At 73.4% G+C, this 25,583-nt stretch carries 24 protein-coding genes and 1 pseudogene; 13 read left to right on the top strand and 12 right to left on the bottom strand.

Annotated elements, in window-relative coordinates; all coding sequences use genetic code 11:
* Positions 1-64: 64 nt before the first annotated feature.
* On the top strand, positions 65-1,627 hold the full coding sequence (locus G569_RS0126640; RefSeq protein ID WP_157592332.1) for a hypothetical protein: 1,563 nt from the start codon (positions 65-67) through the stop codon (positions 1,625-1,627).
* Positions 1,624-3,195 (top strand): hypothetical protein, encoded by a 1,572-nt coding sequence (locus G569_RS0126635; RefSeq protein ID WP_028065698.1) that lies wholly within the window; start codon positions 1,624-1,626, stop codon positions 3,193-3,195. Before G569_RS0126640 ends, G569_RS0126635 begins: the two co-directional genes overlap by 4 nt.
* Here the strand turns inward: G569_RS0126635 and G569_RS51755 are convergent.
* Positions 3,167-3,790 carry a TetR family transcriptional regulator gene (locus tag G569_RS51755; protein WP_037499321.1) on the bottom strand — a complete coding sequence of 208 codons (624 nt, stop codon included), beginning with the start codon at positions 3,788-3,790 and terminating at the stop codon, positions 3,167-3,169. The two genes, G569_RS0126635 and G569_RS51755, sit on opposite strands and share 29 nt — an antisense overlap.
* A 70-nt stretch (positions 3,791-3,860) precedes the next feature.
* On the opposite strand from G569_RS51755, the gene G569_RS51750 reads away from it, so the two are divergent.
* Together G569_RS51750 and G569_RS51745 are read left to right on the top strand one after the other, a co-directional pair.
* Positions 3,861-5,306: an APC family permease gene (locus G569_RS51750; RefSeq protein ID WP_211233088.1), complete on the top strand. Its 1,446-nt coding sequence runs from the start codon at positions 3,861-3,863 to the stop codon at positions 5,304-5,306.
* On the top strand, positions 5,296-6,828 hold the full coding sequence (locus G569_RS51745) for an amidohydrolase (RefSeq protein WP_053227013.1): 1,533 nt from the start codon (positions 5,296-5,298) through the stop codon (positions 6,826-6,828). The genes G569_RS51750 and G569_RS51745 overlap by 11 nt, the downstream gene beginning before the upstream one ends.
* On the opposite strand, the gene G569_RS58960 is transcribed toward G569_RS51745, so the two are convergent.
* From G569_RS58960 to G569_RS66470, 6 genes and pseudogenes are all read right to left on the bottom strand, one after another.
* Complete coding sequence (locus G569_RS58960; protein WP_084285603.1) at positions 6,782-10,315, bottom strand: serine/threonine-protein kinase; 3,534 nt, start codon at positions 10,313-10,315, stop codon at positions 6,782-6,784. The two genes, G569_RS51745 and G569_RS58960, sit on opposite strands and share 47 nt — an antisense overlap.
* Positions 10,308-10,820 carry a P-loop NTPase family protein gene (locus G569_RS0126610; RefSeq protein WP_028065697.1) on the bottom strand — a complete coding sequence of 171 codons (513 nt, stop codon included), beginning with the start codon at positions 10,818-10,820 and terminating at the stop codon, positions 10,308-10,310. The genes G569_RS58960 and G569_RS0126610 overlap by 8 nt, the downstream gene beginning before the upstream one ends.
* Positions 10,821-10,837: 17 nt before the next feature.
* Positions 10,838-11,290: a glycoside hydrolase family 18 protein gene (locus G569_RS0126605; RefSeq protein WP_028065696.1), complete on the bottom strand. Its 453-nt coding sequence runs from the start codon at positions 11,288-11,290 to the stop codon at positions 10,838-10,840.
* Between the two features lie 130 nt (positions 11,291-11,420).
* The gene (locus tag G569_RS0126600) at positions 11,421-12,317 is read right to left on the bottom strand and encodes a DNA glycosylase AlkZ-like family protein (protein ID WP_245602562.1); all 897 of its coding nucleotides are present in this window, start codon (positions 12,315-12,317) and stop codon (positions 11,421-11,423) included.
* A 36-nt stretch (positions 12,318-12,353) separates the two neighbouring features.
* Positions 12,354-13,265 (bottom strand): agmatinase, encoded by a 912-nt coding sequence (gene speB, locus G569_RS66475; RefSeq protein ID WP_371683490.1) that lies wholly within the window; start codon positions 13,263-13,265, stop codon positions 12,354-12,356.
* A 56-nt stretch (positions 13,266-13,321) separates the two neighbouring features.
* Positions 13,322-14,756: pseudogene (locus G569_RS66470) on the bottom strand (purine-cytosine permease family protein).
* Between the two features lie 69 nt (positions 14,757-14,825).
* Between G569_RS66470 and G569_RS0126585 the strand changes: the two are divergent.
* A complete protein-coding gene (locus tag G569_RS0126585; RefSeq protein WP_028065693.1) occupies positions 14,826-15,344 on the top strand; it encodes a TetR/AcrR family transcriptional regulator in 519 nt (172 codons plus the stop codon).
* Positions 15,345-15,349: 5 nt separating this feature from the next.
* Here the strand turns inward: G569_RS0126585 and G569_RS58955 are convergent, their stop codons facing one another.
* The 4 genes from G569_RS58955 to G569_RS0126565 form a co-directional block, all read right to left on the bottom strand.
* Complete coding sequence (locus G569_RS58955; protein ID WP_028065692.1) at positions 15,350-16,291, bottom strand: calcium-binding protein; 942 nt, start codon at positions 16,289-16,291, stop codon at positions 15,350-15,352.
* A gap of 92 nt (positions 16,292-16,383) precedes the next feature.
* The gene (locus tag G569_RS0126575) at positions 16,384-16,965 is read right to left on the bottom strand and encodes an RNA polymerase sigma factor (protein WP_053227011.1); all 582 of its coding nucleotides are present in this window, start codon (positions 16,963-16,965) and stop codon (positions 16,384-16,386) included.
* 31 nt (positions 16,966-16,996) lie between these two features.
* Positions 16,997-17,134 (bottom strand): hypothetical protein, encoded by a 138-nt coding sequence (locus G569_RS63015; RefSeq protein ID WP_157592330.1) that lies wholly within the window; start codon positions 17,132-17,134, stop codon positions 16,997-16,999.
* Between the two features lie 66 nt (positions 17,135-17,200).
* Complete coding sequence (locus G569_RS0126565) at positions 17,201-17,890, bottom strand: sensor histidine kinase (protein WP_028065690.1); 690 nt, start codon at positions 17,888-17,890, stop codon at positions 17,201-17,203.
* Positions 17,891-18,134: 244 nt separating this feature from the next.
* On the opposite strand from G569_RS0126565, the gene G569_RS0126560 reads away from it, so the two are divergent.
* From G569_RS0126560 to G569_RS0126525, 7 genes are all read left to right on the top strand, one after another.
* Positions 18,135-19,163 carry a sensor histidine kinase gene (locus tag G569_RS0126560; RefSeq protein WP_169542249.1) on the top strand — a complete coding sequence of 343 codons (1,029 nt, stop codon included), beginning with the start codon at positions 18,135-18,137 and terminating at the stop codon, positions 19,161-19,163.
* Positions 19,163-19,825 (top strand): response regulator, encoded by a 663-nt coding sequence (locus G569_RS0126555; RefSeq protein WP_028065688.1) that lies wholly within the window; start codon positions 19,163-19,165, stop codon positions 19,823-19,825. The genes G569_RS0126560 and G569_RS0126555 overlap by 1 nt, the downstream gene beginning before the upstream one ends.
* A gap of 123 nt (positions 19,826-19,948) precedes the next feature.
* A complete protein-coding gene (locus G569_RS66085) occupies positions 19,949-21,874 on the top strand; it encodes a CARDB domain-containing protein (RefSeq protein ID WP_169542248.1) in 1,926 nt (641 codons plus the stop codon).
* A gap of 82 nt (positions 21,875-21,956) precedes the next feature.
* Positions 21,957-22,301: a response regulator gene (locus G569_RS0126545; protein ID WP_028065687.1), complete on the top strand. Its 345-nt coding sequence runs from the start codon at positions 21,957-21,959 to the stop codon at positions 22,299-22,301.
* 48 nt (positions 22,302-22,349) lie between these two features.
* Positions 22,350-23,384: a sensor histidine kinase gene (locus tag G569_RS58950; protein WP_053227009.1), complete on the top strand. Its 1,035-nt coding sequence runs from the start codon at positions 22,350-22,352 to the stop codon at positions 23,382-23,384.
* Positions 23,372-24,019, top strand: coding sequence for a response regulator transcription factor (locus tag G569_RS0126535; protein ID WP_028065686.1), 648 nt, complete (start codon positions 23,372-23,374; stop codon positions 24,017-24,019). The genes G569_RS58950 and G569_RS0126535 overlap by 13 nt, the downstream gene beginning before the upstream one ends.
* Before the next feature lie 237 nt (positions 24,020-24,256).
* Positions 24,257-24,715, top strand: coding sequence for a hypothetical protein (locus G569_RS0126525; protein WP_028065685.1), 459 nt, complete (start codon positions 24,257-24,259; stop codon positions 24,713-24,715).
* Here G569_RS0126525 and G569_RS0126520 read toward each other — a convergent pair.
* The gene (locus tag G569_RS0126520) at positions 24,710-25,165 is read right to left on the bottom strand and encodes a hypothetical protein (RefSeq protein ID WP_028065684.1); all 456 of its coding nucleotides are present in this window, start codon (positions 25,163-25,165) and stop codon (positions 24,710-24,712) included. The two genes, G569_RS0126525 and G569_RS0126520, sit on opposite strands and share 6 nt — an antisense overlap.
* A 121-nt stretch (positions 25,166-25,286) precedes the next feature.
* Between G569_RS0126520 and G569_RS0126515 the strand changes: the two genes are divergently transcribed.
* The gene (locus G569_RS0126515; protein WP_028065683.1) at positions 25,287-25,544 is read left to right on the top strand and encodes a hypothetical protein; all 258 of its coding nucleotides are present in this window, start codon (positions 25,287-25,289) and stop codon (positions 25,542-25,544) included.
* Positions 25,545-25,583: the final 39 nt, after the last annotated feature.

Raw genomic sequence — 25,583 nt, 5'->3', positions numbered from 1 at the left:
GGCCGATGAGCGTTCCTCCCACCAATGGGGTGGACTCGACTCCACCCGCGCTATCTTCCCGAACGTGGTGCGCCGTGCAGGGATGCTGGTCGTCGGGCTGTTGCTGCTCTTGTGCACGCCCGCGCACGCCGGCACGTACGACGTCTGGTCCTGCGCGGACCCCGACGGCAAGCCGGCGGGGATCGACGGCTGGCGGTCCGAGGGGCACGGCGAGTTCTCCAGTCCTTCGAACGACTGCCCGGGCGGCAACGGGTTGTACGCCGGCCTCAACGGGGCGGTCGCGCACACCGCGAACGCGGAGAACGTCGTCTGGCACTTCCAGGTGCCCGCGTCGCTGAAGATCGTCGCCTACCGGCTGTGGCGGGCGGCGCGGGTGGAGCCGAACACCGGCAACGCGTCGCCGGTGTACTACATGGCGCGTCAGACCAACGCCTATGTCGGCGCGTACGTCGTGGGTTCCGAGAACTGTCCCGGCTGGCAGTGCCGGGGACTCGGCGACCCCGCCAATCGGTTCGGGGCGGCGAATCTGGTCGGCGAGTCCAACCTGGCCGACGTCCGCGACCTGTACCTCAACGCGGGCTGCGGCGGGTCCGCCGGGACCGTCTGCGCCGCCGAGACGGGGACCGATCCCGATGCCGTGTCCTTCCGCATGTACCGCAGCGTGGTGACGCTGCAGGACGATGCGGACCCGATCTTCACCTCGCCGCCGTCCGGGTCGCTCAACGCAGGGGGCGTGTTGTCCGGGTCGCAGGGGGTCTCGTTCTCGGCGAGCGACGTCGGCAGCGGCATCCGGCGCTTCGAGCTCGAGGTCGACGGGCACACGCTGGCCCAGCAGGAGATCTGTACGCCGCCGTTCACGACGGTCGTCCCGTGCAAGGCGGCGTCCAGCGGCTCGCTGGCGTTCGACACCGCGACCGTGGCCGACGGCACCCACAGCGTGCGCGTGCTCGCCCTCGACGCGACCGAGAGCAATGTCGCCGCGTTCGGGCCGTTCACGATCACCACGGTCAACGCGCCGACGACCTGCGGACCTGACGCGAGCGGCCCGGCGGTGGCGTTGGACCGCAAGCACCCGACCATCGCCTACGGCGGCAAGCTCAACGTCGTCGGCCAGGCGTCACCCGGCGCGCAGGTCCGGGTCTTCAGCCGCGTCGCCCGCGACGGGGCGGCCGAGAAGCTCGGGCGCACGCCGATCACCGCCGACGCCGCGGGCAAGTTCACCTACAAGGTCCCGCCCGGCCCGTCGCGCAGCCTGCGGTTCGGCGTCCAGGCGGGCGCGACCTTCGGCTGCTCGAAGGTGCTCAACGTCGCCGTCAAGGCGCGCAGCACGCTGAAGGCCTCGCCGCGCACGATCCGTTCCGGTCAGCGCGTGCGCTTCCGCGGCCAACTGCGCGGCGGGTACGTGCCCAAGGGCGGCAAGCTGGTCGAGCTGCAGGCGTACGAGCGCGGGCGGTGGCGCAGCATCACGACGCTGCGGACGAACGCGAAGGGCGCGTTCTCCTACCGCTACCGGTTCTCGTTCCGCGCCGCGGGGACGACGTTCCCCGTCCGCGTGCGCGTCCGCCACGACGACTCCTACCCGTTCGCCCTCGGCACGTCGAAGCGTGTCAGGGTGCGCGTGCGATGACCCGGCTTGCGGTCCTGATCGCCGCGCTGCTCGCGCTCACGCCGGCCGTCGCGCACGCCGCGACCTACGAGGTGTGGTCGTGCGCCGGGCCCGACGGGGCGCCCGCGCCCGCCGACGGCTGGGCCCCCGCCCGGGGCGGCGGTCAGACCCAGGCCGTCAACGAGTGCGCGAGCGGGAACGGGCTCCACGGATACCTCGACGGGCGCGTCGCCCAGCCGCAGGACGCGACGGCGCGCTGGGTCTTCGAGGCGCCGAGCGACACCACGATCGCGAGCATGCGGATGTGGCGCGGGGCGCGGGTCGGCCCGCGAACGGGACAGTCGATCACGGCGTACGTCATGTACTTCGACGATCCGTCGTCCCCGGCCGGCGGCCTGCAGGTCGAGTTCTGCAACGCCGACCTCGACGTCCCCTGCTCGGAGCTCGGCACGGGGTCGCCGCTCGGCGACGGGACCCTGATCGCCAGGCCCGACCTGAAGGGCTTCAAGACCTTGTCGCTCGAGGTCTCCTGCACCGGCGGCAACGATCCCTGCCCGGCCGTCCAGACGCCCGAGACCGCCGCGTTCCGCATCTTTCGCGCCGCGATCAGCCTCAACGACACGAGCCTGCCGCAGTTCGTCACGCCGCCCTCCGGGTCGCTGACGACGCCGGTCCCGCTGACCGGTGCGCAGAGCATCGCGTTCTCGGCCGCGGACACGGGCTCGGGCGTGCAGAAGGCCGTGCTCGAGGTGGATGGACAGCCCGCGGTGACGAAGGAGCTGGGATGCGCGCCGCCGTACACCGCGATCGTCCCGTGCAAGCTCCAGGCGAGCGGCACGCTGGACATCGACACCGCGACGCTCGCGGACGGGGCGCACACGGTGCGGGTGCTGATCAACGACGCGACCGGGGTGAACGTCACGGCCTCGGCGCCGTTCATCATCACGACGGTCAACACGCCGTCGAGCTGCGCCGCCGTGGAGTCGCCGGCGTTCGCGGTCGCGTTCGACCGCAAGCGCGGCACGATCGGCTACGGCGGGAAGCTGACCGTCCGCGGGTCGCTCGGCGGCGTGCCCGCCGGAACCCAAGTGTCCGTCTACAGCCTGGTGCGCCGCGCCGGGGCCGCGCCGCGCTTCCTCGCCAAGCCGCTGGCGACGGACGCCGCGGGCCGGTTCAGCTACCGCGTGCCCGCCGGCCCGTCGCGCACCTTGCGTTTCGCCGCGCGCGTGCCCGGCCAGCTCAGCTACGCGTGCTCGAAGCCGCTCAACGTCGCTGTGCGCGCCACGCTGCGCTTCGGCGCCGACCGGCGCACGATCCGCTCGGGCTCACGCGTGCGGTTCAGCGGCCGGCTGCTGCACGGCTACGTCCCGCTCAACGGCAAGGTCGTCGAGTTGCAGGCCTTCGAGCGCGGCACGTGGCGGACGTTCCGGACCGTGCGGACGAACGCGAAGGGCGCGTTCAGCTACCGCTATCGCTTCTCGTTCCGCGCCGCCGGGACGACGTTCCCGGTGCGCGCGCGGGTCCGCGCGGACGCGTCGTACCCGTTCGCGCTCGGCACGTCTAAGCGCGTTCGCGTTCGCGTGCGCTGAGCCACGCGACGACCGCGGAGAGCCCGAGCTCGAACCCGAGGTCGTCGATGTCGTCGTCGCCCGCGGCACGCAACGCCGTGGCGAGGTGCGGGTAGTCCGGGTCGTACTCGTCGGCCCCGCGGTGGAACCCGGCCTTGAAGGTCTCGATCGCCGAGCCGAGCACGAGGAAGTCGACCGCCGCCATGACCACGGCCGCCGTGTGCGGGTCCCAGCCGAACCGCTCGAAGGCGGCGAAGGCCTCGTCGTAGGCCTGGAGGGCGGTGTGGGTGTTGACCGGGCGCGCGCTGACGGTGGCGACGATGTGCGGGTGCGCGGCGAACGCGCGCCGGTAGGAGCGGGCGAACTCCGAGAGCCCGACGCGCCAGTCCGGGTGGTCGAGCACGGACGTGTCGACGTGCTCGTCGATCACCGCGGTCATCTCGTCCAGCAGGTCGTCGCGGCCGCGGACGTGGTTGTAGAGCGACGGGCCTTCGACGCCGAGCCGCTTGGCCAGCTTGCGCGTGGTCAGCGCCTCGATGCCCTCCTCGTCGACGAGCTTCAACGCCTCTTCGGCGATCCCGCGACGGGACAACAGCGGCTTTGACGGGCGCGGCACCTTGACAAAACTAGCACCGTTAGTTCAGACTAGCGCCGCTAGTTTTCCCAAAGGAGAGACGATGGCGACCGTGACAGCAACCGAGCCCCTGACCCCGCCCGCCGCCGACGGCGACGCGCAGCGCGTACAGGAGCTCGGCTACGAGCAGGAGCTCAAGCGCGGGATGGGGATCTTCGACTCGGTCGCGATGGGCTTCGCGACGATCTCCCCGGTCGTCGGGCTCTACGCCGTCGTGCTCGTCGGCATGGTCGTGGCGGGCGGGGCGTGGGTGTGGGTGCTTCCGGTCGCGCTCGCCGGCCAGTGCCTGCTGCTCGCGGTCTACTCCGAGCTCGCGGCGAAGTGGCCGCTCTCCAACGGCGCCTACCAGTGGACGAGGCGGCTGATCGGCCCGCGTTATGGCTGGATGACCGGGTGGGTGGCGCTGTGCGCGTACGCCGTGGCGAACACCACGATCGCCTACCTCGGCGCCCCGTGGGCGCTGACGCTGCTCGGGATCACGCCGACCGCCCACGCGATCGTGATCACCGGCGCGGTTCTCGTGTTGACCTGCAGCCTCGTCAACGCCATCGGCGTCGACGCCCTGAAGGCCGCGCTGCGGCTCGGCGTGGCGGCCGAGGCCGTCGCCTCGGTCGGCATCGGCCTCGCGCTGCTCCTGGTCTTCCGCGAGCAGTCCCCGTCGGTGCTCTTCGACAGCTTCGGCGCCGAGGCGCTGAGCGGCGGCTCGACGCTCGCCGCGATGCTGGCCGCGCTCGCCGTCGCCGGCTGGGCCTTCATCGGCTTCGACTCGACCGTCGCCGCCGCCGAGGAGACCAAGGGCGCGGCCAAGCACGTCCCGCGCGCGGTCTGGATGGCGCTGCTGAGCGTCGGCGCGCTCGTGATCCTCAACGCCTTCGCGACCACGCTCGCGCACCCGAACCCAGCCGACGTCGTCGCCGGCAAGGACATCGACCCGGTGTCGACGGCCGTGGTCTCGAACTTCGGCGACTGGTCGAGCAAGCCGTTCGCCGCCGTCGTGCTGCTCGCCTTCATCGCCTGCGGGATGGCCGCGCAGGGCGGGACCTCGCGCGGGATCTACTCCGTCGCCCGCGACGGCGTGCTGCCCGCCTCCCGGTTCCTGCGCAAGGTCGACTCCCGCCAGGTGCCGATCGGCGGGATCGTGGCCACGACCGTCGTCGCGTGGCTCGGCCTGCTGCTCGGCCTCGAGGCGACCGCGATCGGCAGCCTGATCACGTTCGGCACCGCGGCGATCTACTGCGCGTTCCTGCTCGTCGCGATCGCCGCGCTGTACGCCCGCTCGCAGGGCGTCCTGTCGCGGTCCAAGGCGCGTATCGTGCTCAACGTGGGCGCTGTGCTGTGGCTGGGCTTCGAGACGGTCAACGTCGCCTGGCCGCGCGAGTCGCTCGCCCCCGTGGGTGCGCCCTGGTACCAGGTCTGGGCCGCCCCGATGGTCGTCGGCGCGATCGTCGTCTTCGGTCTGCTGTACCTCTTCACCGCGAGGCCGACCAATGGCCGCTGATCTCGCGATCCTCAACGCCCGTGTGCGCACGCTGCACCCAGGGCAGCCGGTCGCCGAGGCGGTGGCGGTCAGCGGCGGCACGATCATCGCCGTCGGCGAGAACGCCACGGTCCGCGAGCACTGCGACGCGCGCACGGTGGTGATCGACGCGAGGGGGAACGAGCTGGTCCCCGGCCTCGTCGACTCGCACCTGCACCCGTTCTGGGGCGCCGAGCTGGCCCGCGGGGTCGACCTCGGCGGGCTGCGGAGCAAGGCGGACGTGCTGGCCGCGCTGGCCGATGCGAAGCCGCAGCGAGGCTGGCTGTTCGCGTGGGGCCTGGACTACGACGCGGCGCCGACGCCGCGCGAGATCGGCAAGGCGGTCCGCGGTGCGGCGGCGTTCGTGCGGCTCTCGGACCTGCACACCGCGCTGGCGTCGCCCCGTGCGTTGGAGCTCGCCCACGTCACCGGCCCGCACGCGTTCGCCGACGGGTCGGAGGTCGTCTGCGTCGAGGGCGTGCCGACCGGCGAGCTGCGCGAGCCCGCGGCGCAGGATCTCGTGCTGCGCGCGGCGCCGCGGCTGCGCTGGCCGGAGCTGCGCGAGCGCCACGTCGAGCAGCTGCGGCGCCTGAACGCGCTCGGGTTGACGGGCGCGCACGTGATGGACGGCGAGCCCGCCACCCACGACCTGCTGCGCGACCTCGAGGAGACCGGCGAGCTGACGATGCGCCTGCGCGTCCCGCAGTGGCTGACGCCGGACATGATCGACGCCGAGCTCGAGACGCGCCTGGCGCTGCGCGACGAGCGCGGCGCGCTGTGGAGCGGCGGCACCGCGAAGTTCTTCGCCGACGGCGTGATCGACGCCGGCACGGCCTGGTTGGAGGCGCCGGACTCACAGGGCGAGGGCGTGACGCCCTTCTGGCCGGATCCGCAGCGGATGGCGGACGTGATGACGCGCTTCGCGGCCGCGGGCTTCCAGCTCGCGACGCACACCATCGGCGACGCCGCCGTGCGCTTCACGCTCGACACCTACCTGCGCAATCAGAACGGGACGCGCCACCGCCTGGAGCACCTGGAGACGCTGCCGGACGACCTGGTGGCGAAGATCGGCGCGTCCGGTGTGACCGCGTCGATGCAGCCGGTGCACACGCTGGCCGCGAGGCCCGAGGGCAACTGGAGCGACCGGCTCGGCCCCGAGCGCGCCGCGCGCGGCTTCCGCATGCGCGACCTGATCGACGCGGGCGCCGTGCTCGCCCTCGGCAGCGACTGGCCGGTCGGCGACGCCGACCCGCGTCTCGGCATGGCCACCGCGCGGGCGCGCGGGTTGACCGACGACGAGGCGCTGGCGGGCTACACCACCAACGCCGCGTTCGCGATCGGTGAGGAGGCCGTGGCCGGGCGCGTCCGCGTGGGGATGCGCGCCGACCTCACCGGCCTCCCCGTCGACCCCGCGGCGCCTGTCTGGCTCGCCGTGGTCGACGGGCGGCCCGTTCACCTCACGACGCCGGAGGCAGCTCGGCCAGTCGCGTTCGCACACGCGTGATGAGCTGGGACATGCCGCCGGCCTGAGCTTCGCGGAGGGTCTCCTCGAGCACGCCGCGCGCCCGTTCGGTGTCGCCGCGGGCGAGCAGCAACTCGGCGAACTCGCGCCGCATCAACGCGACCACGGGGCGGAGCCCGCACTCCGCGTTGCGCTCCAGTCCCGCGGCGAAGTGCGCCTCCGCGGACTCCAGGTCCCCGAACGCGGCGGCGGTGAGCGCGAGGAACCGGTGCGTCGAGCCGAGGCTCGCGGCCTGGCTGATCTGCACGAGCTTGCCGGCGTGGGGCAGGAGCAGGCCGTGGAGCACCCGCGCGTGCTCGGCGTCGCGCAGCAGCGCCGCGGTCTCGCCGAGCAGCGCGATCGCGGTGAACCAGAACATGTCGCGCGGGATCGCGGCGAAGTCGTCCTGCGCCAGCGCGCGGAACTGCGCCACGCCCGCGGGCACGTCGCCCGCCATCAGGTGCGCCATCGGCAGGATCGCCGCCCACGCGCTCAGCGCCGGGTTGCGCTCGACGTAGCCGGCGATCGTCGCGACGTGGTCGGAGAGCCCCTCCTCCCGCCGCGCGAGGATCAGGTTCTGGGCGGTGAAGATCGTCTCGGCGTCACGCGCCTGGGCGCGAACGCCGTACTCGAACGCCTCGCGGGCGAGCCGCTGCGCGTCCTCGACGCGGCCCGCCATCTGCGCCCACACGACCTCCCAGCCGACGGCGAAGTGGTTGTAGAGCGGCTGGCGCAGTGCGGCGGCGAGCGTGTTGAGCTTGCGATGCGCGGTCCGCGCGTCCTCCACCCGCCCGGCCTCGAGCAGGTCATAGATGCGCCAGTGATGCCCGAGCGCCTGCAGCTCGCGGTCCTCGGTCGCCAACGCGAGCAGTTCCTCGCTGAGCCGCAGCCGCTCCTCGAGGTGGTCGACGTGCAGCAGCGCGGCGTGGCGGGCCTCGAGCGCGACCAGCTGCGCCCGCGGGTCATCGAGGCGGTGCGCGATCTCGAGCGCCTCGGCGCTGAGCGTCTCGCGGCGGGTGCCCTGGCGGGCGAACTGGAGCGCGTCGACCAGCCGCGCGCGCAGGCGCACGGCGAGCAGGCTGTTGGGCGGCTGCTGGGCGAGCGCCTCCTCGAGCAGCTCCAGCGCCTCGTCGTCGATCACGCCCGCCTCGGCGTGGCGGCCGGAGAAGCCGAGCGCGGCCTCGGCCAGCGCGTCGTGGTCCTCCTGCTCGCGGGCGAGCTCGGCGGCGCGGGCGAACGTCGCGCGGGCGGCGGGGTCGCCGGCGCGCAGCTCGGCGGCGCCGAGGGCGAGGCGGGTGGGGAGGCCGGAGTCGGCGCGCCGGTAGTGCTCGACCGCCTCCGCCCAGGCCAGCGCGGCGGAGGCCTGCTCGGCGGCGGCCAGCGCGTAGGGGATCGCCTGGGGTGCCCGGCCCTCGTGGAAGTGGTAGGCGAGCTCGGCCGGATTGGGGTCGGGGGTGGCCTCGATCGCCTCGCCGATCCGCCGGTGCAGGCGCACGCGGCGACTCGTGCTCTGGCTCTCGTAGAGCGCATCGCGCACGAGCGCGTGGGCGAACGCGAAGCGGTCGACGCCCGCTTCTCTCACCAGCCCGCGGTCGGTCGCCTCCTCGAGCGCTTCCAGCACGTCGTCGTCGCTCAGAAGGGTCTCGAGCAGGATGAGGTCGAAGCGGCGCCCGACGACCGACGCGACGCTGAGCACCCGGTTGGTGGGCTCGGAGAGCTGCTCGAGGCGGCGGCCGATCAGCTCCTTGACCCCTTCCGGGACCGCGATCTGGCTCAGCGCACGCTCTTCGAGCTCGGGCAGGCTGCGCAGTGTCTCCTCGATGAAGAACGGGTTGCCCTCCGTCTCCTCGGTGAGCCGCTGCACGAACTGGCTCGTGACGTCGTCGCGGGCGACCAGCGCGCGGGTCTCGTCGGTGGTGAGCCCGCCGAGCTCGATCCGCTCGAAGTTGCCCTGGCGGCGCAGGCGGGCGACCAGTTCGCCCTCGAACGTCCGCGCGGTGCCGAGCACGAACAGCCGCATGGGGGCGGCGTCCTGGAGCAGGTGGCCGAGCAGCAGGGTCGTGCTCGGGTCGGCCCAGTGGAGGTCGTCGAGCAGCAGGACGACCGGGCGCTCGCGGGCGGCGTAGGCGAGCAGGCGGGTGACGCCCTCGAAGAGCCGGTAGCGGCGCATCTCCGGCTCGTCCGCCAACGGCTCGCGGACGGGTGGGACGTGCTTGCGCAGGCCGGGGACGAAGCGCGCGACCTCGGTCAACTCGAGCGCGAGCTCGGACGGCAGGTCGAGGCGCTCGCGGTGGGTGACCCAGTGCTCGAGCGCGGCGATGAACGGCTGGTAGGGGAGCAGCGACTCGGGGTCGTTGCGGCCGTAGAGGACGGTCGCGCCCTCGTGGTGCGCGCGGCGGGCGATCTCCGTCGCCAGCCGCGTCTTGCCGATGCCGGGCTCGCCCACGAGCAGGACGAACCGGCGCTTGCCGCGCTCCGCCTCGGCGTACGCGGTGGCGAGCGTCTCGAGCTGGGCCGCGCGGCCGACGAACCTGCCTCCACCGGTCTCGACCGCGAGCGCGGGCGGGAGCGGGAGCGACGGCGCGGTGTGCAGGACCGAGTCCGGCGCGGCGTCGCCGGCCGCGACGCTGCGCTCCGCGGTGGTGGTGCGCCGGTCCTCGGCGGCGCTCAGCGCGCTGCGGCCGAGGTCGCCCGCCGACGGATAGCGGTCGCGCGGGTCCTTGGCCATCGCGCGGCGCACGACTTCGCCCAGCAGTTCCGAGGCGTCGGGGAGCACGGTGAGCACGCTCGGCGGCGGGGCGTCGAGGTGGGCGAGCATCGTCGCCGCGGCGGTCTCGCGCGGGAACGGGACCTTGCCGGTGAGCGCCTGGTAGAGGACGCCGCCGAGCGCGTAGACGTCGGTGCGGGCGTCGATCGGGCCTTCCTTGAGCTGCTCGGGCGCGGCGTAGTCGAAGGTGCCGATGACGCTGCCGGCCTGGGTGATCTGCGTCGTCGCCCGCAGGTTCTTCATGAGGCCGAAGTCGGTCAGCGTCGCGTGGTAGCCGTCGCCGGCGCTCTCGATCAGGACGTTGGCGGGCTTGACGTCGCGATGGACGATGCCGGCCTTGTGGGCGGCGTCGAGCGCCTCGGCGATCTGCGCGACCACGTACGCGGCCGTGCGCGGGTCGAGCCGGCCCTCGGCCTGCAGCAGGCGGGCGAGGTCGGTGCCGTCGACGTAGCGCATCGTCACGTACAGCAGCCCGTCGTACTCCCCGGCGTGGTAGACGGGGATCACGTTCGGGTGCTGGATGGACGCCGCCGCGCGGAACTCGCGCTGGAAGCGGCTGCGGAACTCCTCGTCCTTGGAGAGGTCGGAGGCGATCACCTTCAGCGCGACCTCGCGCTCGAGCGTCATGTCGGTCGCCCGGTAGACGATCCCCATCCCGCCCCGGCCGGCGACCCCGCGGATCACGTGGTCCGCGAACTCGGTGCCGGGCCGCATCTCAGACATTCGCCAGCCAGCGGTCGACCTCGCGCGGGCTCCGCAGACGCGTCACCGGCCTGCCGGCCAGGCGCCCCGGGTACTCGCGCCGGCGGCGCGGCTGCTGCGTCAGTGCCCACCCGAACAGGGACTCGCGGCCCCACACCGCGTCCCGCCAGGTCTCCCGGTTGCCGTTGAACATCGGCTCCTTGCGCACCACCCGGCGCCAGGTACGCCGGGCCAGGCGGGGAAGCCAGACGTGAGTCGGGAGGTCGAGCCACACGACCGTGTCGGCGGCGTCGAGCACCAGGTTGCCGATCTTGCCCGTGTAGTTGCCGTCGATCACCCAGCCGTCCTCGGCCAGGATCGGGGTCAGCGTCGCCTTGAGCTCGTCGTCGGGCGTCTCGGCCCAGCCCGGGCCGTGGACGAGCGCGTCGAGCTCGACGAAGCGGACGCCGAGGCGGGCCGCCACGGCCCGCCCGAGGGTCGTCTTGCCGTTGCCGCTGGCCGAGGCGATGATCGCGACGCGACGCACGTTCGCGAGCGTACCTGTCAGCCGGTGAAGGCTCCCAGGGTCTTCGTGAACTCGTGACCGGGCGTGTCGCGGCCGAGCGACCACAGCCCGAGCATCCCGATGTGCTTGTCGCCGGCGAAGGCGGTCACCTTCTGCGCGTCGGCGAGCGTGGAGACCTCGAGGGGGTTGTCATTGACCCCGGCCATCGGCGTGACGCCGACCATCCGCCAGCGCGGCGCGTCGGTCAGGCCCGGGTGGAGCGCTTGGAGCTGGTCGTGCAGAGCGGTCGCGGCCTGGAGCGCGTAGTCGCCCATCCTGCCCGTCGCGAGCTGGTCCTCGGTGCAGACCGTCGCCAGCTCCTTCCCGGCCGCGCCGCCGAAGGAGATCACGACGTCGCCGCCGCCGGCCTTGAACGCCTTGACCTGGTCGAGCTGGTACGGCATCGCGCCGGCGGCCGGGTAGGCCGCCCCCAACCCGACCGGCGACGGCACGCCGCCCGCCGAGGCCCCGAGCGCGTGAAGCTGCGCGGCTTGGCCGTCGTGACGAGCACGACCCGCCTCTGCTTCGCGACGATCGCGACCGTGCCCTGCGCGATCAAACACCGTGAACCCTCACCAATCGTCACCCTTCGGAGTGAATCTCCACCCCTGAGCAGCCGCGGTGTGACGCAAGTCTCACAAGGACGTCGTGGACGTCCGGCGCGCCCTTGGTGAGCGTCACCTCGAGCGTCTTGCCGCGCTTGCGCGCCTTCCACAGGGCGACGGGCTCGTGGTCTTGGAGGATCACGCCGGTGGTCGGGATGGCCGACCAGACCCGCTTTCGCCACGTGGGATCGGGGATCAGCGCCTCCCGGTCGCGGGTGAGCAGGAGCGGGTCGCCAGGGGCGATCACCCTGACGCCGTCGAGCCGCTCGCCCTGGGCTTCGTCGTCGTTCCAGAGCGCGTTCGCGTGCGCTTTGCCGATCCCGGCCCACTCGGCGAAGTGGGTGGCGTTGGACGTCCCGTACTGGCGCTTGTAGCGGCTGACCAGCTCGTTGGATTCCGGCGGGTCCCAGCCGACGAGCTGGTCGGTCCGCGCGAACGCGGGCTGGCGCCCGGCCCGCCCGGCCAGGCACAGCTTCCCGTGCAGGCCCGCCATCACCAACACCCCGCGCCGCGCGTGATGGCTCTGGCACCCCTCGCACCACGGAAGCATGCTCGCCGGCAACCGCTGCCGCAGGGCCTCGTGGAGGTCGTCGCGGCTGAGCGTCTTGCCGTCGAGCGCGTCGCTGACCGCCTCGACGGCGAGCGTGTCCTCCGCGCCGGTGTCAGGCGGCAGGAACGCGCTCCCGAACGCCGCCGCCTCGTCCGCGGGCACGATCGCCGTCGCCGTCCGCGGGTTGTACATCGCGACCACGGTCCGGTCCTCGTACAGCGCCTTGTCGAGCCACCCGACCGGCACGTCGCCCCGCGCAACCAGCGCCGCGACCGCGGCCCCGGGCGGCGAGTCCTGCACCGCCCACGACCGCAACACCTCCATCGCCTCCACCCGCCAAAGATAAAGGGCCTGACCCCTTTAGGTTCGGACGAGGCGGCGGGCGGCGACGCCCGTCAGGGTCTCGCGGACGACGCGCTCGGCGACGAGGGCCGTGATGTCGCGGGAGCCGATGCGGTCCGGGAGGACCTCGACGATCTCGTGGCCGACGAGGTCGACCGCGGTCGCGAGCTCGCGGCAGGCCCAGAGCAGCTCGCCGGAGGTCATCCCGCCCGGCTCGGGCGTGCCGGTGCCGGGGGCGAAGGCCGGGTCGAGGACGTCGATGTCGACGCTGAGGAAGACCGGGCCGGCGCCGACGTGCTCGATCGTGTCGGCGACGACCGCGCGGATGCCGCGGTCGCGGACGTCGTGCATGAAGTGCGAGACGATCCCGCGCTCGGCCTGCCAGCCGAACTCCTCGGCACCCGGCCAGTAGCCGCGCAGACCGATCTGGACGTAGCGCTCGGGGTCGATGTGGCCGGACTCGACGAGTCGGTACATGCAGGAGCCGTGCGAGAGCGTCGCGCCGAAGACCTCGCGGCCGGTGTCCGTGTGCGTGTCGAAGTGGATCAGGCCGACCGGGCCGTGCTTCTCCGCCACCGCGCGGATGTCGGGCTCGGCGATCGAGTGGTCGCCGCCGAGGATCACCGGCATCGCGCCCGCCGCCAGCACCTGCGCGACCGTCGCCTGGATCGCCGTGTGCGAGCGCACCGGGTCGGCGGGGAGGATCGGGGCATCGCCGAAGTCCACGACCCGCAGCACGTCGCGCAGCGCGTCCACGCCGGCCTCGAGGTGCGGGCCGGCGGCACAGGACGCCGCCCGGATCGCCCGCGGGCCAAAACGCGTCCCGGGCGAGTCCGACGTCAGCTCGTCCATCGGCGCGCCGACGATCGCCACGTCGACGCCCTCCAACTCGGCCGGGTCCTCCGTGTACGGGAGCCCGGCGTAGGTCATCAGGCCGCAGTAGTCGGGCTTCTCGCCATAGGCGGCCCAACGGGTCAGCGGATCGATCACTTGGAATCTCCTTCCGGCCAGACGGCCAGCGCGATGAGGTAGACGGCCGCGGCGACGAGCGCCGAGCCGGCGAGGGACAGGTCGACGCCGCCGGCGAGGTTCGCCAGCGGGCCGGTGTAGAGGTCGGTGGTGACGGCCAGCAGGCCGAAGGCGGAGCCGGCCGCCCCAGGCGCCGATCGCCCGCAGGTTCCAGCCGCCGGTGAACCAGTAGCGCCCGCCGCGGCGGCCCTCGTTGAACGCCTGCAGATCGTGCGGGTCGTACGTGCGCCGTCGGGCGACCAGGAACCCGAGCAGGTTCACGACCACCCACGGGGCGGCGACGCCGTTCAGGACCAGCGTCATCGCGGTGATCGAGTCGACGGCGTTCAGCGCGAACGTGCCGAGGAAGACGAGCGCGATCGCGAGCACGCTGGTGATCAGCGTCGCGTGCACGCGGCGGGCGTTCGGGACGATCGCGGCGAGGTCGAGGCCGGACGCGTACATGTTCAGCACGCCCTGGCCGACCCCGCCGGCGAGGCCGATGACGAGGATCGGCAGGACGTACCAGGCGGGCGCGGCGGCGACCAGGTCGCCGACGTAGGAGTCGCCGAGGTGCGTCAGGCAGAGCGCGGTGAAGGCGCCGAACAGCGTGGTGGCCAGCAGGCCGCCGTAGACGCCGAGGCCGGCGGCGGCCAACACCCGCCGGTCACCGTGCGCGCTCGAGATCCGGCGCGTGTAGTCGCCCAGCGACGGCGCGTAGGAGAGCGGCCCCGCCGCGGCGACGGTGACCGCCAGCGCCCACGTCGGCCAGAACCCGCCGAGCAGGAACTCGCCCGAGCCGCTCGCGTGGAAGTCGCCCGCGAAGGCGAACACGCCCAGCAGCAACAGCACGCCCACGACCGGCACGACGATCCGCTGCAGCGCGACCACGGTCGCGTGGCCGTACAGGGCGACAAGGGCGATCTCGGCGGCGATCAGCGCGTACCCGACCGCCAGCGCGCCGTCGCCCGCGGGCGTGCCGAACAGCCGATGCGCCCCGGCGACCAGCGCATCGCCCGACGTCCAGACCGCGATCGCCGCGTACGCGAGCGCGAACGCCAGCGTCAGCGCCGAGCCCACGAGCCGCCCGGTGACGCCGAAGTGCGCGCCGCTGGACACCGTGTTGTTCGTCCCCGTCCGCGGCCCGAGCAGCGCCAGCGGCGCCGTGATCAGCGTGCCGATCGCCAGCCCGAGCGCCGCCGACGTCACCGTCGCCCACCACCCGAGCCCGAACGTCACCGGCAGCCAGCCGAAGACGATCACCGAGAACGCGAGGTTCCCGCCGAAGAACACCGTCGCGAGGTTCGCCGGCCGCGAGTCCCGCTCCGCCTCCGGGATGTACGCCACCCCGGCCTCCTCGACCCGCCCCGCGCGGTCCACGACCGCCGTCTCTCCATACGTGATCGTCGCCATGACGGCGCACACTACGTTAGATTGAAAATTCAGTCAAGCCACAGCCAGTAAGTAAGGTGGCGGCGCGAGATGGCTCCCGACCGCCGCAATCTGATCCTCGACTCCGCGATCGCGGTGATCGCGCGCACGGGCGTACGCGGCCTTCGGGTCGAGGTGGTGGCGGCGGAGGCGGGCGTCGCGGTGTCGCTGATCTACTACTACTTCGGCTCGCGCAAGGGCCTGGTCCGGGCGACGCTCGACCACGCCAACGAACGGGCCGCGGGTGCGGCGCCGGCCGGCGTCAGGGCGACGCTGCTGGCCGAGCTCGACGAGGCGGCGCGCGAGACGAGCACGGTCTGGGGCGAGATCCAGGCGAGCGCGGTCTTCGAGCCCGACCTGCGCGAGCAGGTCAAGGAGGCGACCGACACGTGGGTGGCGCTGGTCGCCGACGCGATCGCGGCCGAGGCGCCGCACGTGGACGCACGCGCCGCCGCCGAGCGCCTCACCGCGCTCGTCGACGGCCTCTCCAACCGCTGGCTCTCAGGCGCGCTCGACCGTGAGCGCGCCCGAGGGCTGCTGGAGGCGGCGATCGCCTCCGAACTGAACTAGAAGACCTACGGGAACGGATGCGGGCGCGCGATCAGCGCGGCCGCCGCGGAACGGGCGGACTCGACGGCCGAGTTGCGGGGGCCGCGGAAGTTGAGCCGCAGCTCGCAGTCGCTCGCCACGGTGTCGATGACATCGGCGTAGACGATGTCCAGCCCGCCGTCGCAGTCGACGTCGTCGGCGTTGCCGTCGGCGACGTCGATGCGGTCGTTGCCGCTCCCGCCGTGCACCACGTCATGCGCGGGATGGCCGGTGATCGTGTCGTTGCCGCTGCCGCCGTCGATCGTCCACACGCCCTGCGCAGCGGCGCCGTTGGCGAAGGTCAGGACATCGTTCCCGCCGCCGCCCGTCAGCGTCCCCGACAACGCGTTGCCGCCGACGACGCGATCGTCGCCGGAGCCGCCGCCCAGGGTCGCGAACTGCGAGCCCGCGTGGGCGACGAGGTCATCGTCGCCACCGCCGTCGAGCACGCTCGCGCCGTCGGTCGGCCCGCCGCCGGCGATCCGGTCGTCGCCGCTGCCGCCGAGGCCGTAGCCGGTCAGGCTCGCGCTGACGTCGACGATGTCGTCGCCCGAGTCGCCCTCGGCGCGGGCGTCCTGGGACGCGCTCACGAAGAGGTCGTCGGCGCCGCCGCCGCCGTGCACCTCACCGGGTCCGAAATTGGTGATGATCCAGCCGATGTCCGCGCGATCGTTGAGATAGAAGACCGGCGCGGTCGGGCAGCTGAACGTGGCCCCGTCGTCGGTGCACGGAGCGTTGACGTGCACCGGCGCGCCGAGGTCGCGGAACGCGGTCGGGAAGCCGCCGGCGGAGTACACGGCGTTGGACTCTCCCGCGCCCGCCCGGAAGACGGTGGCGCCGTCCTCGTCGCCGACGACGGCGGCTTGAGCGGACGCGGGGACGGCGAACAGCGCGGTGGCGAAAGCGGCGAGGAGAAGGGGTCGCTTCATGGTTCTCCGACGCTATGGCCCGGTGAGGATCCACCCACTGAACGAACGAACAGAACCGGAATCCGGTGTGTCCCGGCGCGGACCTGGGAGGCTCAGGACCGCGCCGCGAGCAGCTCGACGCGCAGCTTCTCGACGCACCGCCCGCGGGTCGGGCCGATGCTCCCGATCGGGATCCCGAGCTGCTGCGCGACCTCCGCGTAGCTCGGCTCGGACTCGGCGAGCAGGCACTCCATCAGCTCCCGCTGGCGCGTCGGCAGGTTCGCCACCGCACGGGCGAGCGCGACGCGCTGCTCCTCGAGCTCGGTGTCGTCCTCGACGGCGACCCGGTCGACGCCCACCTCCTCGTCGGTCAGGTCCTCGTGCCGCGTCCCGCGCAGCGCCCGCAGGCACTCGCGCCGCGCCGTCGTGTCCACCCACGCGCCGAGCGCGAGCGGGTCACGCACCCGCTCGAGGTTGCGGAACAGGCGCAGCCACGTCTCCTGGGCGACGTCGTCGGCCTGGTGCGCGTTCAGGCCGTGGAAGCGGGCGACACGCAGGACGCGTCCGCGGAAGCGGGCGACGAGCGCCGACCACGCCGACTGGTCGCCGCGGCCCGCGGCGGCGACCATCCGCTCGATCCGTTCCGCGTCGACGGCGGCGAGGTAGCTGCGGGTCTGATGGAGCTGATGGAGCACAGGCTGCTCTCCGTGGGCTAGAAGGGGCGGCTCAGTCGCGTGGCGGCTTGCGCCAGGGGCGGGTGACGCGCGGGCGCGGGCCGGCGGGACGGCCGGCGCGTTGCTCGCGTGCCGCGCGCAGGCGCTCGTCCAGCAGCGCTTGCACGAATTCGCGTTCGAGGGGGCTCATATCGATGACTGAACACCGCCCGGCGACCCCCCGTCATGAGGCAGAGGTCCCGACTTGCGCGGGCTTTCAGTGCACGGCGAGCGGGAGCTGGGCGCGCACCCGCGTGCCGCACGGGCGGCGCGGCTCGATCGCGCAGGTCCCACCGAGCTCGGCCGCGCGCTCGCGCATCGAGTGCAGACCGAGCCCGGGCCGGTAGTCCTCGGGCAGGCCGTCGCCGTCGTCGGAGACCTCGATCGCGACCAGCGTGTGGACCTCGAGCCGGACGCCGCACGCGCGCGCGCCGGAGTGGTGGGCGACGTTCGCCAGCGCCTCCTGGACGATCCGCAGCACGGCGACCTCGATCGCCTCCGGCAGGGCCGGGACCGCGTCCGGCAGGTCGAGGTCCAGCTCGAGCCGGTCGGCGACGCCGAACTGCTCGGTGCACTCCTCGATCGCGCCGATCAGCCCGAGCTCGTCGAGCGCCGGCGGCCGCAGCCCGTAGGCGATCTGGCGGACGTCGGCGATCGCGCGCCGGGAATCCTCGCGCAGGGCGACGAGCTGGCGCTCGGCCGCCTCCGGCTCGCGCTCGAGTTGCCGCAGCGCGACGTCGATCCGCAGCGCCATCGCCGCGAGCGTCGGCCCGAGCCCGTCATGGAGGTCGCGGCGCAGGAGCCGGCGCTCCTCGTCGCGCGCCCGGATGACGAGCGACTCGGGGTCGAACGCCCGCCGCAGCGCGGCGACCACCGCAGCGAGGAGTCGGATGCCGGTCGAGTACACGTCCGACTGAACGGGACGTGAGCGCCGGTGATACATCGATTGGCGCCTGGACCACTCGGGACACGTGCCCCTTGACGTCGGGACACCCCCCACAAGACGCTCTGTCCGCATCCCCGAAGCCGAGGCCGAGGGGCGACCGTCATCGCCGGGCGCCCGGGAGCCCCGGCCGGAGAGGAGCACTTCGATGTCGCACACGCTGCAGATCGCCGGTCCAGCACCCCGTCTTGGACGGTATGCCGGTGTTGTGGTTCCAGCGGCGGCCGTGCTCGCGCTCGCGGCGGTCCCGTCGCCCGCCGTGACCCCGCTGATCGTCGCCGCGGCCGCCTGCGTGGCCCTGATCCTGCGCGGGCACGATCCAGACGACGACGCGGTGGGTGACGCGGCGCCGGTCTCCGAGATCCCCGGCGAGCCGGACCGCGTCCTGTTCGACGCCGCCGAGGCGGTCGGCCGCAGCCTCGGCCTCGCCTACGTCGGCATCGACCTCGCGGACAGCCACTACGAGTGGGGACGCACGACCGACGCGACGACGGCGGTCCGGCTCACCTACGGCGATCGCCCGCTCGGCCGGCTGCGAGCGGCCGGACGCGGCGGGTGCGCGCTGACCGGGCGCGAACGCCGGGGTCTTGAGGTGCAGGCGCGGCAGGTGGCGCTGATCGCCCACTCGGTCGGCCTGTCCAAGCACGCGCTGCGCTCACGCGAGCGCATCGTGGCCGAGCGCGAGGAGGAGCGCCGCCACCTGCGGCACGACCTGCACGACTGCCTCGGCCCTTCACTGGCCGCGATGACGCTGACGCTCGACGCGGCGCGCAACCTGCTCGACCGCGACCCGCCGGCGGTCGACGGGCTGCTCGCGGGGATGCGTGAGCAGTCCCAGCACGCGATCGCCGACATCCGCCGCCTCGCGGCCGGCCTGCGCCCGCCGACGCTCGACCAGCTCGGGCTGCTCGGCGCGATCCGCGACTGCGTCGAGCAGCGCGTGAGCCGCAGCGATCTGCAGGTGAGCGTCGAAGCGCCGGATGCGCTTCCCGCCCTGCCCGCGGCGGTCGAGGTCGCGGCCCTGCGGATCGTGCAGGAGGCGATCGGTGGTCTGCGGCGTCAGGGCGCCGTCCGGCTGTCGGTCGAGGACGCGCTCGAGGTCGCCGTCGAGGGCGACGGACTCGCGCTCGGCGGGATCGGGACGTGCGCCCGCGAGGTCGGCGGCACGTGCGTGCTCGAGCCGCTGCCCGGCGGCGTTCGCATCTCGGCGCGCCTGCCGCTCGCGCTTGGAGGATGATGGCGGGTCTGCGCCTGCTCATCGCCGACGACCATCCCGCGTTCCGCGCCGGGCTCCGGCTGCTGCTGGAGTCGCTCGACGGCGTCGAGGTCGTCGGCGAGGCCGCGACCGGCGCCGAGGCCGTCGCGCTCGCGATCGAGCACGTGCCCGACGTCGCGGTGATGGATCTCCAGATGCCCGGGGGCGGCGGGATCGAGGCGACGCGCGCCATCGTGGCCCAGGCGCCGAACGTGCACGTGCTCGTGCTGACGATGTTCGAGGACGAGGACTCGGTGTTCGCGGCGCTGCGCGCCGGGGCGCGCGGCTACGTGCTCAAGGGCGCCGGCCAGGAGGAGCTCGCGCGCGCCATCCAGGCGATCGCCTCCGGCGAGGCGATCTTCAGCCCCGCGATCGCCACCCGCGTGATCGACTTCTTCTCCCGCTCGCGCGCCGACCAGCCGCCGCAGGCGTTCCCCGAGCTGACCGACCGCGAGCGCGAGGTGCTCGACCTGATCGCCGAAGGGCTGCCGAACCCCGAGATCATGCGCCGCCTCGTGCTCAGCCCGAAGACCGTGCGCAACCACGTCTCGAACATCCTCGCCAAGCTGCAGGTCCGCGATCGCTCCGAGGCGATCGTGCGGGCGCGCGAGGCCGGGCTCGGCCGGACGTCCGGGACGAGGTAACTCCAGCGGGATCGGCGGATCTCCGCCAGCGACCGGCGGGGTGAGCGCCTGGAGGGGGCGTTCGGCGGTTGGGAGAGTGCCCGGCACCGCCCCACGGACCCTCGCAGGAGCCTCATGAACCGCATGTCCGGCGTCGTCACCGTCGCCTCGCTCGCCCTTGTCGTCGCATCGCCCGCCCACGCCGCCGCGCGGCCGGATCTGCGCGTCTCCGCGGTCACGGCCGGCGCGTTGCAGGGCAAGACCGTGGCGCTGAAGGCGACCGTCGCCAACGGCGGCCGCTCGGGTGCTCGCCGGTCGGTCGCGCGCGTGTTCCTCTCCCGCGACGCCAAGCGCGACAAGGGCGACGTCCCGGTCGCCCGCGCCAACGTCCGGGCGCTCGCGAAGGGCAAGAAGGCCACGGTCTCGGTGAAGGCGAAGCTGCCCTCTGGCGCCTCCGGCGCGTATCGCGTGCTGACCTGCGCCGACGACGGCCGCGCGGTGCGCGAGGCGCGCGAGACGAACAACTGCCGCGCCGCGAAGGCCTCGCTGGTGGTGTCGGCCGGCGGCGTGGCGTGGGGGACGACCCCGGCGGGAAGCGGCGGCGGCGCGGCGGCCGGCTCCGGCCCGGCCGGGACCGGCGCGCCCACGGGCGGCGGCCCCGCGAGCCCGCAGCCGGCGCCCGCCGGTCCGACCGCCTGCGCGGCCGGCATCGACCTCCCGGACCTCGCGTCGGCCGACACCAACTGCGACGGCATCGACGGCGACGCGGCGACGTCGGTCTTCGTCTCCCCGGCCGGCGACGACGACGCCGCGGGCACGCGGACCGCGCCGAAGCGCTCGATCAACGCCGGCGTCGCCGCCGCGCTCGCGGCCGGGCGGAGCGCCGTGCTCGTGGCCGGCGGGCAGTACCCCGGGCGGCTCGTGATCAGCGACGGCGTCAGCGTCTACGGCGGCTACGACGGCTCGACCTGGCAGCGGACCGATGCCGCCGTCACCACGGTCACCGGCGGCACCATCCCGGGCGGGACCGCGGGTGCGGGCGCGCAGGGGATCGGCACGCCGACGACGCTGCAGCGGCTCAAGATCGTGGCGCCCGACGCGCCGAGCGGGACGTCCTACGGGCTGATCGCGATCGAGGCGCCGCGGCTGCGTCTCGAGCGCGTCTCGATCACCGCCGGCAAGGGCGGCAAGGGCGCGAACGGCATGAACGGCAGCGCGGGCGCCAACGGCCAGCCGGGTGGCAACGGCGCCGGCGGTACCTGCGACGCGAACATCGCCGGCGCGGGCGGCCCGGGCGGCGGCGCCGGCGGCCCCGCGTTCGGCGGCGCGGGCGGCGGTGGCGGCATCGGGATGGTCGACGTTCCCGGCAAGGCCGGGAGTCCGGGCTGGAGCGGTCTGCCCGGCGGTGCGGGCGGCGCGTCGGACGATCCGGGCAAAGCCGGAAAGGACGGCGCGGCCGGCGCGGCCGGGATGAGCGGTGTGCCGGGCATGCCGGGCAACGGCGGCGCGATCGTCTCGAACCTGTGGCGCGGTCGCGACGGCGGCGACGGCGAGACGGGCGCGCACGGCCAGGGCGGTAGCGGCGGTGGCGGCGGTGGCGGCCAGGTCGTGTACGCGTTCTACTACGGCGGCGGGAACGGCGGTGGCGGTGGCGGCGAGGGCGGTCGCGGCGCGACCGGCGGCACCGGCGGCCGCGCGGGCGGCGGCTCGTTCGGCGTGTTCGCCGTCTCCTCGTTCGGTCTGGCGGTCGTCGACTCGACCGTGGCTTCGTCGGCGGGCGGCGCGGGCGGCGACGGCGGCTGGGGCGGCTTCCCCGGTGGCGCGGGCGGTGCGGGCGGCACGGGCGCGAAGGCGTGCCTGTCGGAGATCGGCGCCGGCGGCACCGGCGGCAAGGGGGGCGCGGGCGGCCAGGGCGGCAACGGTGGTGGCGGCGCCGGCGGGCCCAGCGTCGCGCTCTTCGGCACCGGCGGGACGCTCTCGGTCACGAGCTCGACGCTCGACCACGCGGCGGGCGGAGCCGGCGGAAACGCCGCCGCCAACGGCCACGCCGCGAACCGTTCAGGAGTCTGACCGCAAGTTGGCGGAAAACCGACAGGGGAGGGTCGGGCCACCCTCCCTTGCGCGCGGCGGCGGGGGGACATAATGGGAATCGATGGCCACCACGGTCCTGATCGTCGACGATCACACGGCGTTCCGCTCACGCGCGCGCCGGATGCTCGAAGCGGACGGCTTCGAGGTCGTCGGCGAGGCCGCTGACGGCGCCTCCGGCGTCGACGCCGCCCGCCGCCTGGAGCCCGACGTCGTCCTGCTCGACCTGCAACTCCCGGACACCACGGGCTTCGCCGTCGCCCAGGAGATCTCGAGCGACACCGCCGTCGTCATCACCTCCACCCACGAGGACGACGACTTCGGCGCGATGGCCCTCCGCAGCGGCGCCCGCGGGTTCGTGAGCAAGTCGGATCTCTCCGGCGCCGCGATCGAACAGTTGTTGCCGTAACTGGCGCAGCGGCGGGCGCGCCGTTAGGCTGCCGCGCTTCCGCTGCCCATGACGCTCCCCGAAGTCGACCTCGCCGACGCACTCCGCGCCAGCCGTGAGCGCTATCGCGCGCTGCTGCTCGCCGCGCTGGACTGCGTGGTCGCGATGGACCATCGCGGGTGCGTGCTCGAGTGGAGTCCGGCGGCCGAGCGCACGTTCGGCTGGACGGCCGAGGAGGTGGTGGGGGTCGAGATGGCGGAGCTGATCGTCCCGCCCTCGCTGCGCGACCGCCATCGCGACGGGCTCGCGCGGTATCTCGCCGGCGGCGATCCCGCGGTGCTCGACCGGCGGATCGAGATCACCGCGGTCCGGCGCGACGGGGAGGAGTTCCCGTGCGAGCTGACGATCACCCGTATCGACCTGCCCGGCGACCCGGTGTTCGTGGGATACCTGCGCGACATCACCGACCGCCACCGCGCCGACGCGGAGCTGCGCGCGTCGCGGGCGCGGATCGTGGCCGCCGCCGACGCCGCGCGGCGCAGGCTGGAGCGCGACCTGCACGACGGCGCGCAGCAGCACCTGGTGGGCCTCGCGCTGACGCTGCGGCTCGCTCGCCGCAAGGTCGGCGACGACGAGGAGGCGGCGGAGCTGCTCGACGAGGCGATCGAGGACCTGTCCGCGGCGACGGGCGAGCTGCGAGAGCTCGCGCGCGGCCTGCATCCCGCGGTGCTCACCGAGGGCGGGCTCGAGCCGGCGCTGCGGGGGCTCGCCAAGCGGGCGACGCTGCCGGTCACGATCGAGCAGGCGCCCGAACGGCGGCTGTCGGCGCAGATCGAGATCACGGCGTACTTCGTGGTCGCCGAGGCGCTGACCAACGTCGCCCGCTACGCGGAGGCGGAGAGCGCGACGGTCTCCGTGTCCCAGCTGGGTGACGTCGTGATCGTCGAGGTGCGCGACGACGGCAAAGGCGGCGCGGACGCGAGCCAGGGGAGCGGATTGCGCGGGCTCGACGACCGCGTCAGCGCGCTCGGGGGACGGTTGAGCGTCGACAGCCCGGTGGGCGGAGGAACGACATTGCGAGCGGAGCTGCCATGCGCGTCGTGATCGCGGAGGACTCGGTGTTGCTGCGCCGCGGGGCGGTGCGGCTGCTCGAGGACGCGGGGATCGAGGTCGTCGGCGAGTCGGCCGACGCCGACGAGCTGCTGCGCCAGGTGCGCGAGCTGCAGCCGGACGTCGTGATCGCGGACATCCGGATGCCGCCGACCCACGTCGACGAGGGCCTGCAGGCGGCGCGGGTGATCCGTGCCGAGTTCCCGGACATCGGCGTCCTGATGCTCTCCCAGTACGTCGAGGAGCGCTACGTGTCGACGCTGCTCGAGCAGGGCGCGCGGGGCGTCGGCTATCTGCTCAAGGACCGGGTGGCGGAGGTCGAGCGGTTCACCGAGGCGGTGCGGCAGATCGCCGACGGAGGCTCGGTGTTCGACCCCGAGGTGGTCTCGCACATGCTCGGCCCGACGGGGAACGGCGGACCGATCGACGCGCTCAACGACCGCGAGCGCGAGGTGCTTCAGATGATGGCCGAGGGCCGGACCAACCGGGCCATCTCGCAACTGCTGTTCATGTCCGAACGTGCCGTCGAGCGCCACGTCACGGCGATCTTCTCCAAGCTGGACCTGCCGACGACCGATCAGGACCACCGCCGGGTGCTCGCCGTGGTCGCCTACCTGCGAGCCGCATGACGGGTGCCGCCTCCGGGTCGTGGGTGAGCGAGAGCTCGGCGGAGGCCATCCAGCTGGCCACGACCGGGCCTCGCATCCACGTGGTTCGCGAGATCGAGAGCATGACCCGCATACTGCACCCCGCACGGGTGCTTTGACATCAGGGACCACCCCGGTATCGACCCCAATCTTTACCGGGGTCGTACCTAAGGGTCAGCTCGGAATAGGGGGTCCTCGGGGGTCGTCCTGACCCTCACCATGCGAGCTCTCATCTCGATCCTGATCATCGCCGCGGCGATCGGTGCCGCCGGCTGCGCGACCAGCGAAACGTCCGACTACGACAAGGTCACGCTCGACGCGATCGGCACCACCCAGCAGCGGCTGAACGTGCTCGACCAGCGGATCGCCGCCAACCGGCTCCAGACCGACGACGACTTCGACCTCTACGTGAACGACATGCGCAGCGCCGCCGTCGAGTTCGACACCCTGCGCGGGACGCTGCAGCGGCTCACGCTCCCCGCCGAGGCCCGCGACGAGATGACCGCCTACATGAGCCAGCTCGAGACGACCGCCGAGCTCGCGCGCGAGCTGGCGAACGCGGTCGAGGTTGAGGACACCAAGGGCGCCCAGCGCGCCGAGACGGCCTACGTCGAGGCGGGAGAACGGCTGTCCACGCTGGCCGTGGACGTCAACCAGGCGCTCAGTAGCGCTTCATGACCCGAAATCGCTTCCCGACATCCGGAAGCCGTAGGTGTCCCCCGGCCAGACGTCGAACGTGGATGAACCGGTGTAGGCGAAGCCGCCCGAGGAGCCCGGACGCCCGGGCTCGGTCAGCGTCTCCGCGAAGATCTCCGTGTCGCCCCGGCGGACGAACCGCTCGAGCTCCACGCGCACGTTGAACCACGCGTGGAAGCCGCTGTAGCACCACTCGACGTCGATCCTGCGCGCCGAGCGCGCGACCGCGCTGAAGGTCCAGATGCCGCCGTCGCCATTGACGTGGTACTCGAAGCGCGGACGCGCGACACCCCCGTCGGAGGCGATGTTGATGGACCCCGTCCCGCCACCCGACCAGGGGGCGTCGGCCTGCGTCGCGGACCCGAGCTGCAGGACGCCGGTCGCCAGCGGGACGATCAGCGGTTGATGCCAGTGGGAGACACAGAGGCTCATGTCCCCAATGGTTCGGCGCGGCCGAGCAAACCACCATGTCCTTTTACGGGTTGCGGGTGCGTTGGTCCGAACATGTCAAACGACATGGTCCGACCACAGGAATCGAACGACACTCCAGAACGTGACCATTCACCGCTCTCAGGAAAGGCTGTTCCGCAGGCTGGCCCGCGCCATCGCGATCGGCGGCGTGGCGTTCTCGCTCGCTCCCGCCACCGCGGACGCGCGTCCTGAGCGCGGCGCTCGGGACACCGCCGCACAGGAGCAGAGCACGCACTGGGGAACGGCCACGCTGGCGGGCGGAGCCGTTGCGCTGCTGGTGGTCGGGGCACTCGGGGTGGCGGCGGCTGACGACCGCCGGTACCTGTCCACCAGCAGCTGATCGGGTGTGACCGCGGTGTTGCCCGGAGGGACAAGCGTG

The organism is Solirubrobacter soli DSM 22325 (genome assembly GCF_000423665.1).
In the GTDB taxonomy this organism is placed as follows: Bacteria; Actinomycetota; Thermoleophilia; order Solirubrobacterales; family Solirubrobacteraceae; genus Solirubrobacter; species Solirubrobacter soli.
This window is presented reverse-complemented; position numbering and strand designations above follow the sequence as displayed.

Excerpts from the sequence above, each read along its gene's own strand:
- G569_RS66085 (WP_169542248.1), top strand. The coding sequence starts at position 19,949 with ATGTCCGGCGTCGTCACCGTCGCCTCGCTCGCCCTTGTCGTCGCATCG.
- G569_RS0126555 (WP_028065688.1), top strand. The coding sequence starts at position 19,163 with ATGGCGGGTCTGCGCCTGCTCATCGCCGACGACCATCCCGCGTTCCGC.
- G569_RS58950 (WP_053227009.1), top strand. The coding sequence starts at position 22,350 with ATGACGCTCCCCGAAGTCGACCTCGCCGACGCACTCCGCGCCAGCCGT.
- G569_RS0126525 (WP_028065685.1), top strand. The coding sequence starts at position 24,257 with ATGCGAGCTCTCATCTCGATCCTGATCATCGCCGCGGCGATCGGTGCC.
- G569_RS58960 (WP_084285603.1), bottom strand. The coding sequence starts at position 10,315 with ATGTCTGAGATGCGGCCCGGCACCGAGTTCGCGGACCACGTGATCCGC.
- G569_RS0126520 (WP_028065684.1), bottom strand. The coding sequence starts at position 25,165 with ATGAGCCTCTGTGTCTCCCACTGGCATCAACCGCTGATCGTCCCGCTG.
- G569_RS0126635 (WP_028065698.1), top strand. The coding sequence starts at position 1,624 with ATGACCCGGCTTGCGGTCCTGATCGCCGCGCTGCTCGCGCTCACGCCG.
- G569_RS0126585 (WP_028065693.1), top strand. The coding sequence starts at position 14,826 with ATGGCTCCCGACCGCCGCAATCTGATCCTCGACTCCGCGATCGCGGTG.
- G569_RS58955 (WP_028065692.1), bottom strand. The coding sequence starts at position 16,291 with ATGAAGCGACCCCTTCTCCTCGCCGCTTTCGCCACCGCGCTGTTCGCC.
- G569_RS51745 (WP_053227013.1), top strand. The coding sequence starts at position 5,296 with ATGGCCGCTGATCTCGCGATCCTCAACGCCCGTGTGCGCACGCTGCAC.
- G569_RS0126545 (WP_028065687.1), top strand. The coding sequence starts at position 21,957 with ATGGCCACCACGGTCCTGATCGTCGACGATCACACGGCGTTCCGCTCA.
- G569_RS0126600 (WP_245602562.1), bottom strand. The coding sequence starts at position 12,317 with ATGGAGGTGTTGCGGTCGTGGGCGGTGCAGGACTCGCCGCCCGGGGCC.
- G569_RS0126535 (WP_028065686.1), top strand. The coding sequence starts at position 23,372 with ATGCGCGTCGTGATCGCGGAGGACTCGGTGTTGCTGCGCCGCGGGGCG.
- speB (WP_371683490.1), bottom strand. The coding sequence starts at position 13,265 with ATGACCTACGCCGGGCTCCCGTACACGGAGGACCCGGCCGAGTTGGAG.
- G569_RS63015 (WP_157592330.1), bottom strand. The coding sequence starts at position 17,134 with ATGAGCCCCCTCGAACGCGAATTCGTGCAAGCGCTGCTGGACGAGCGC.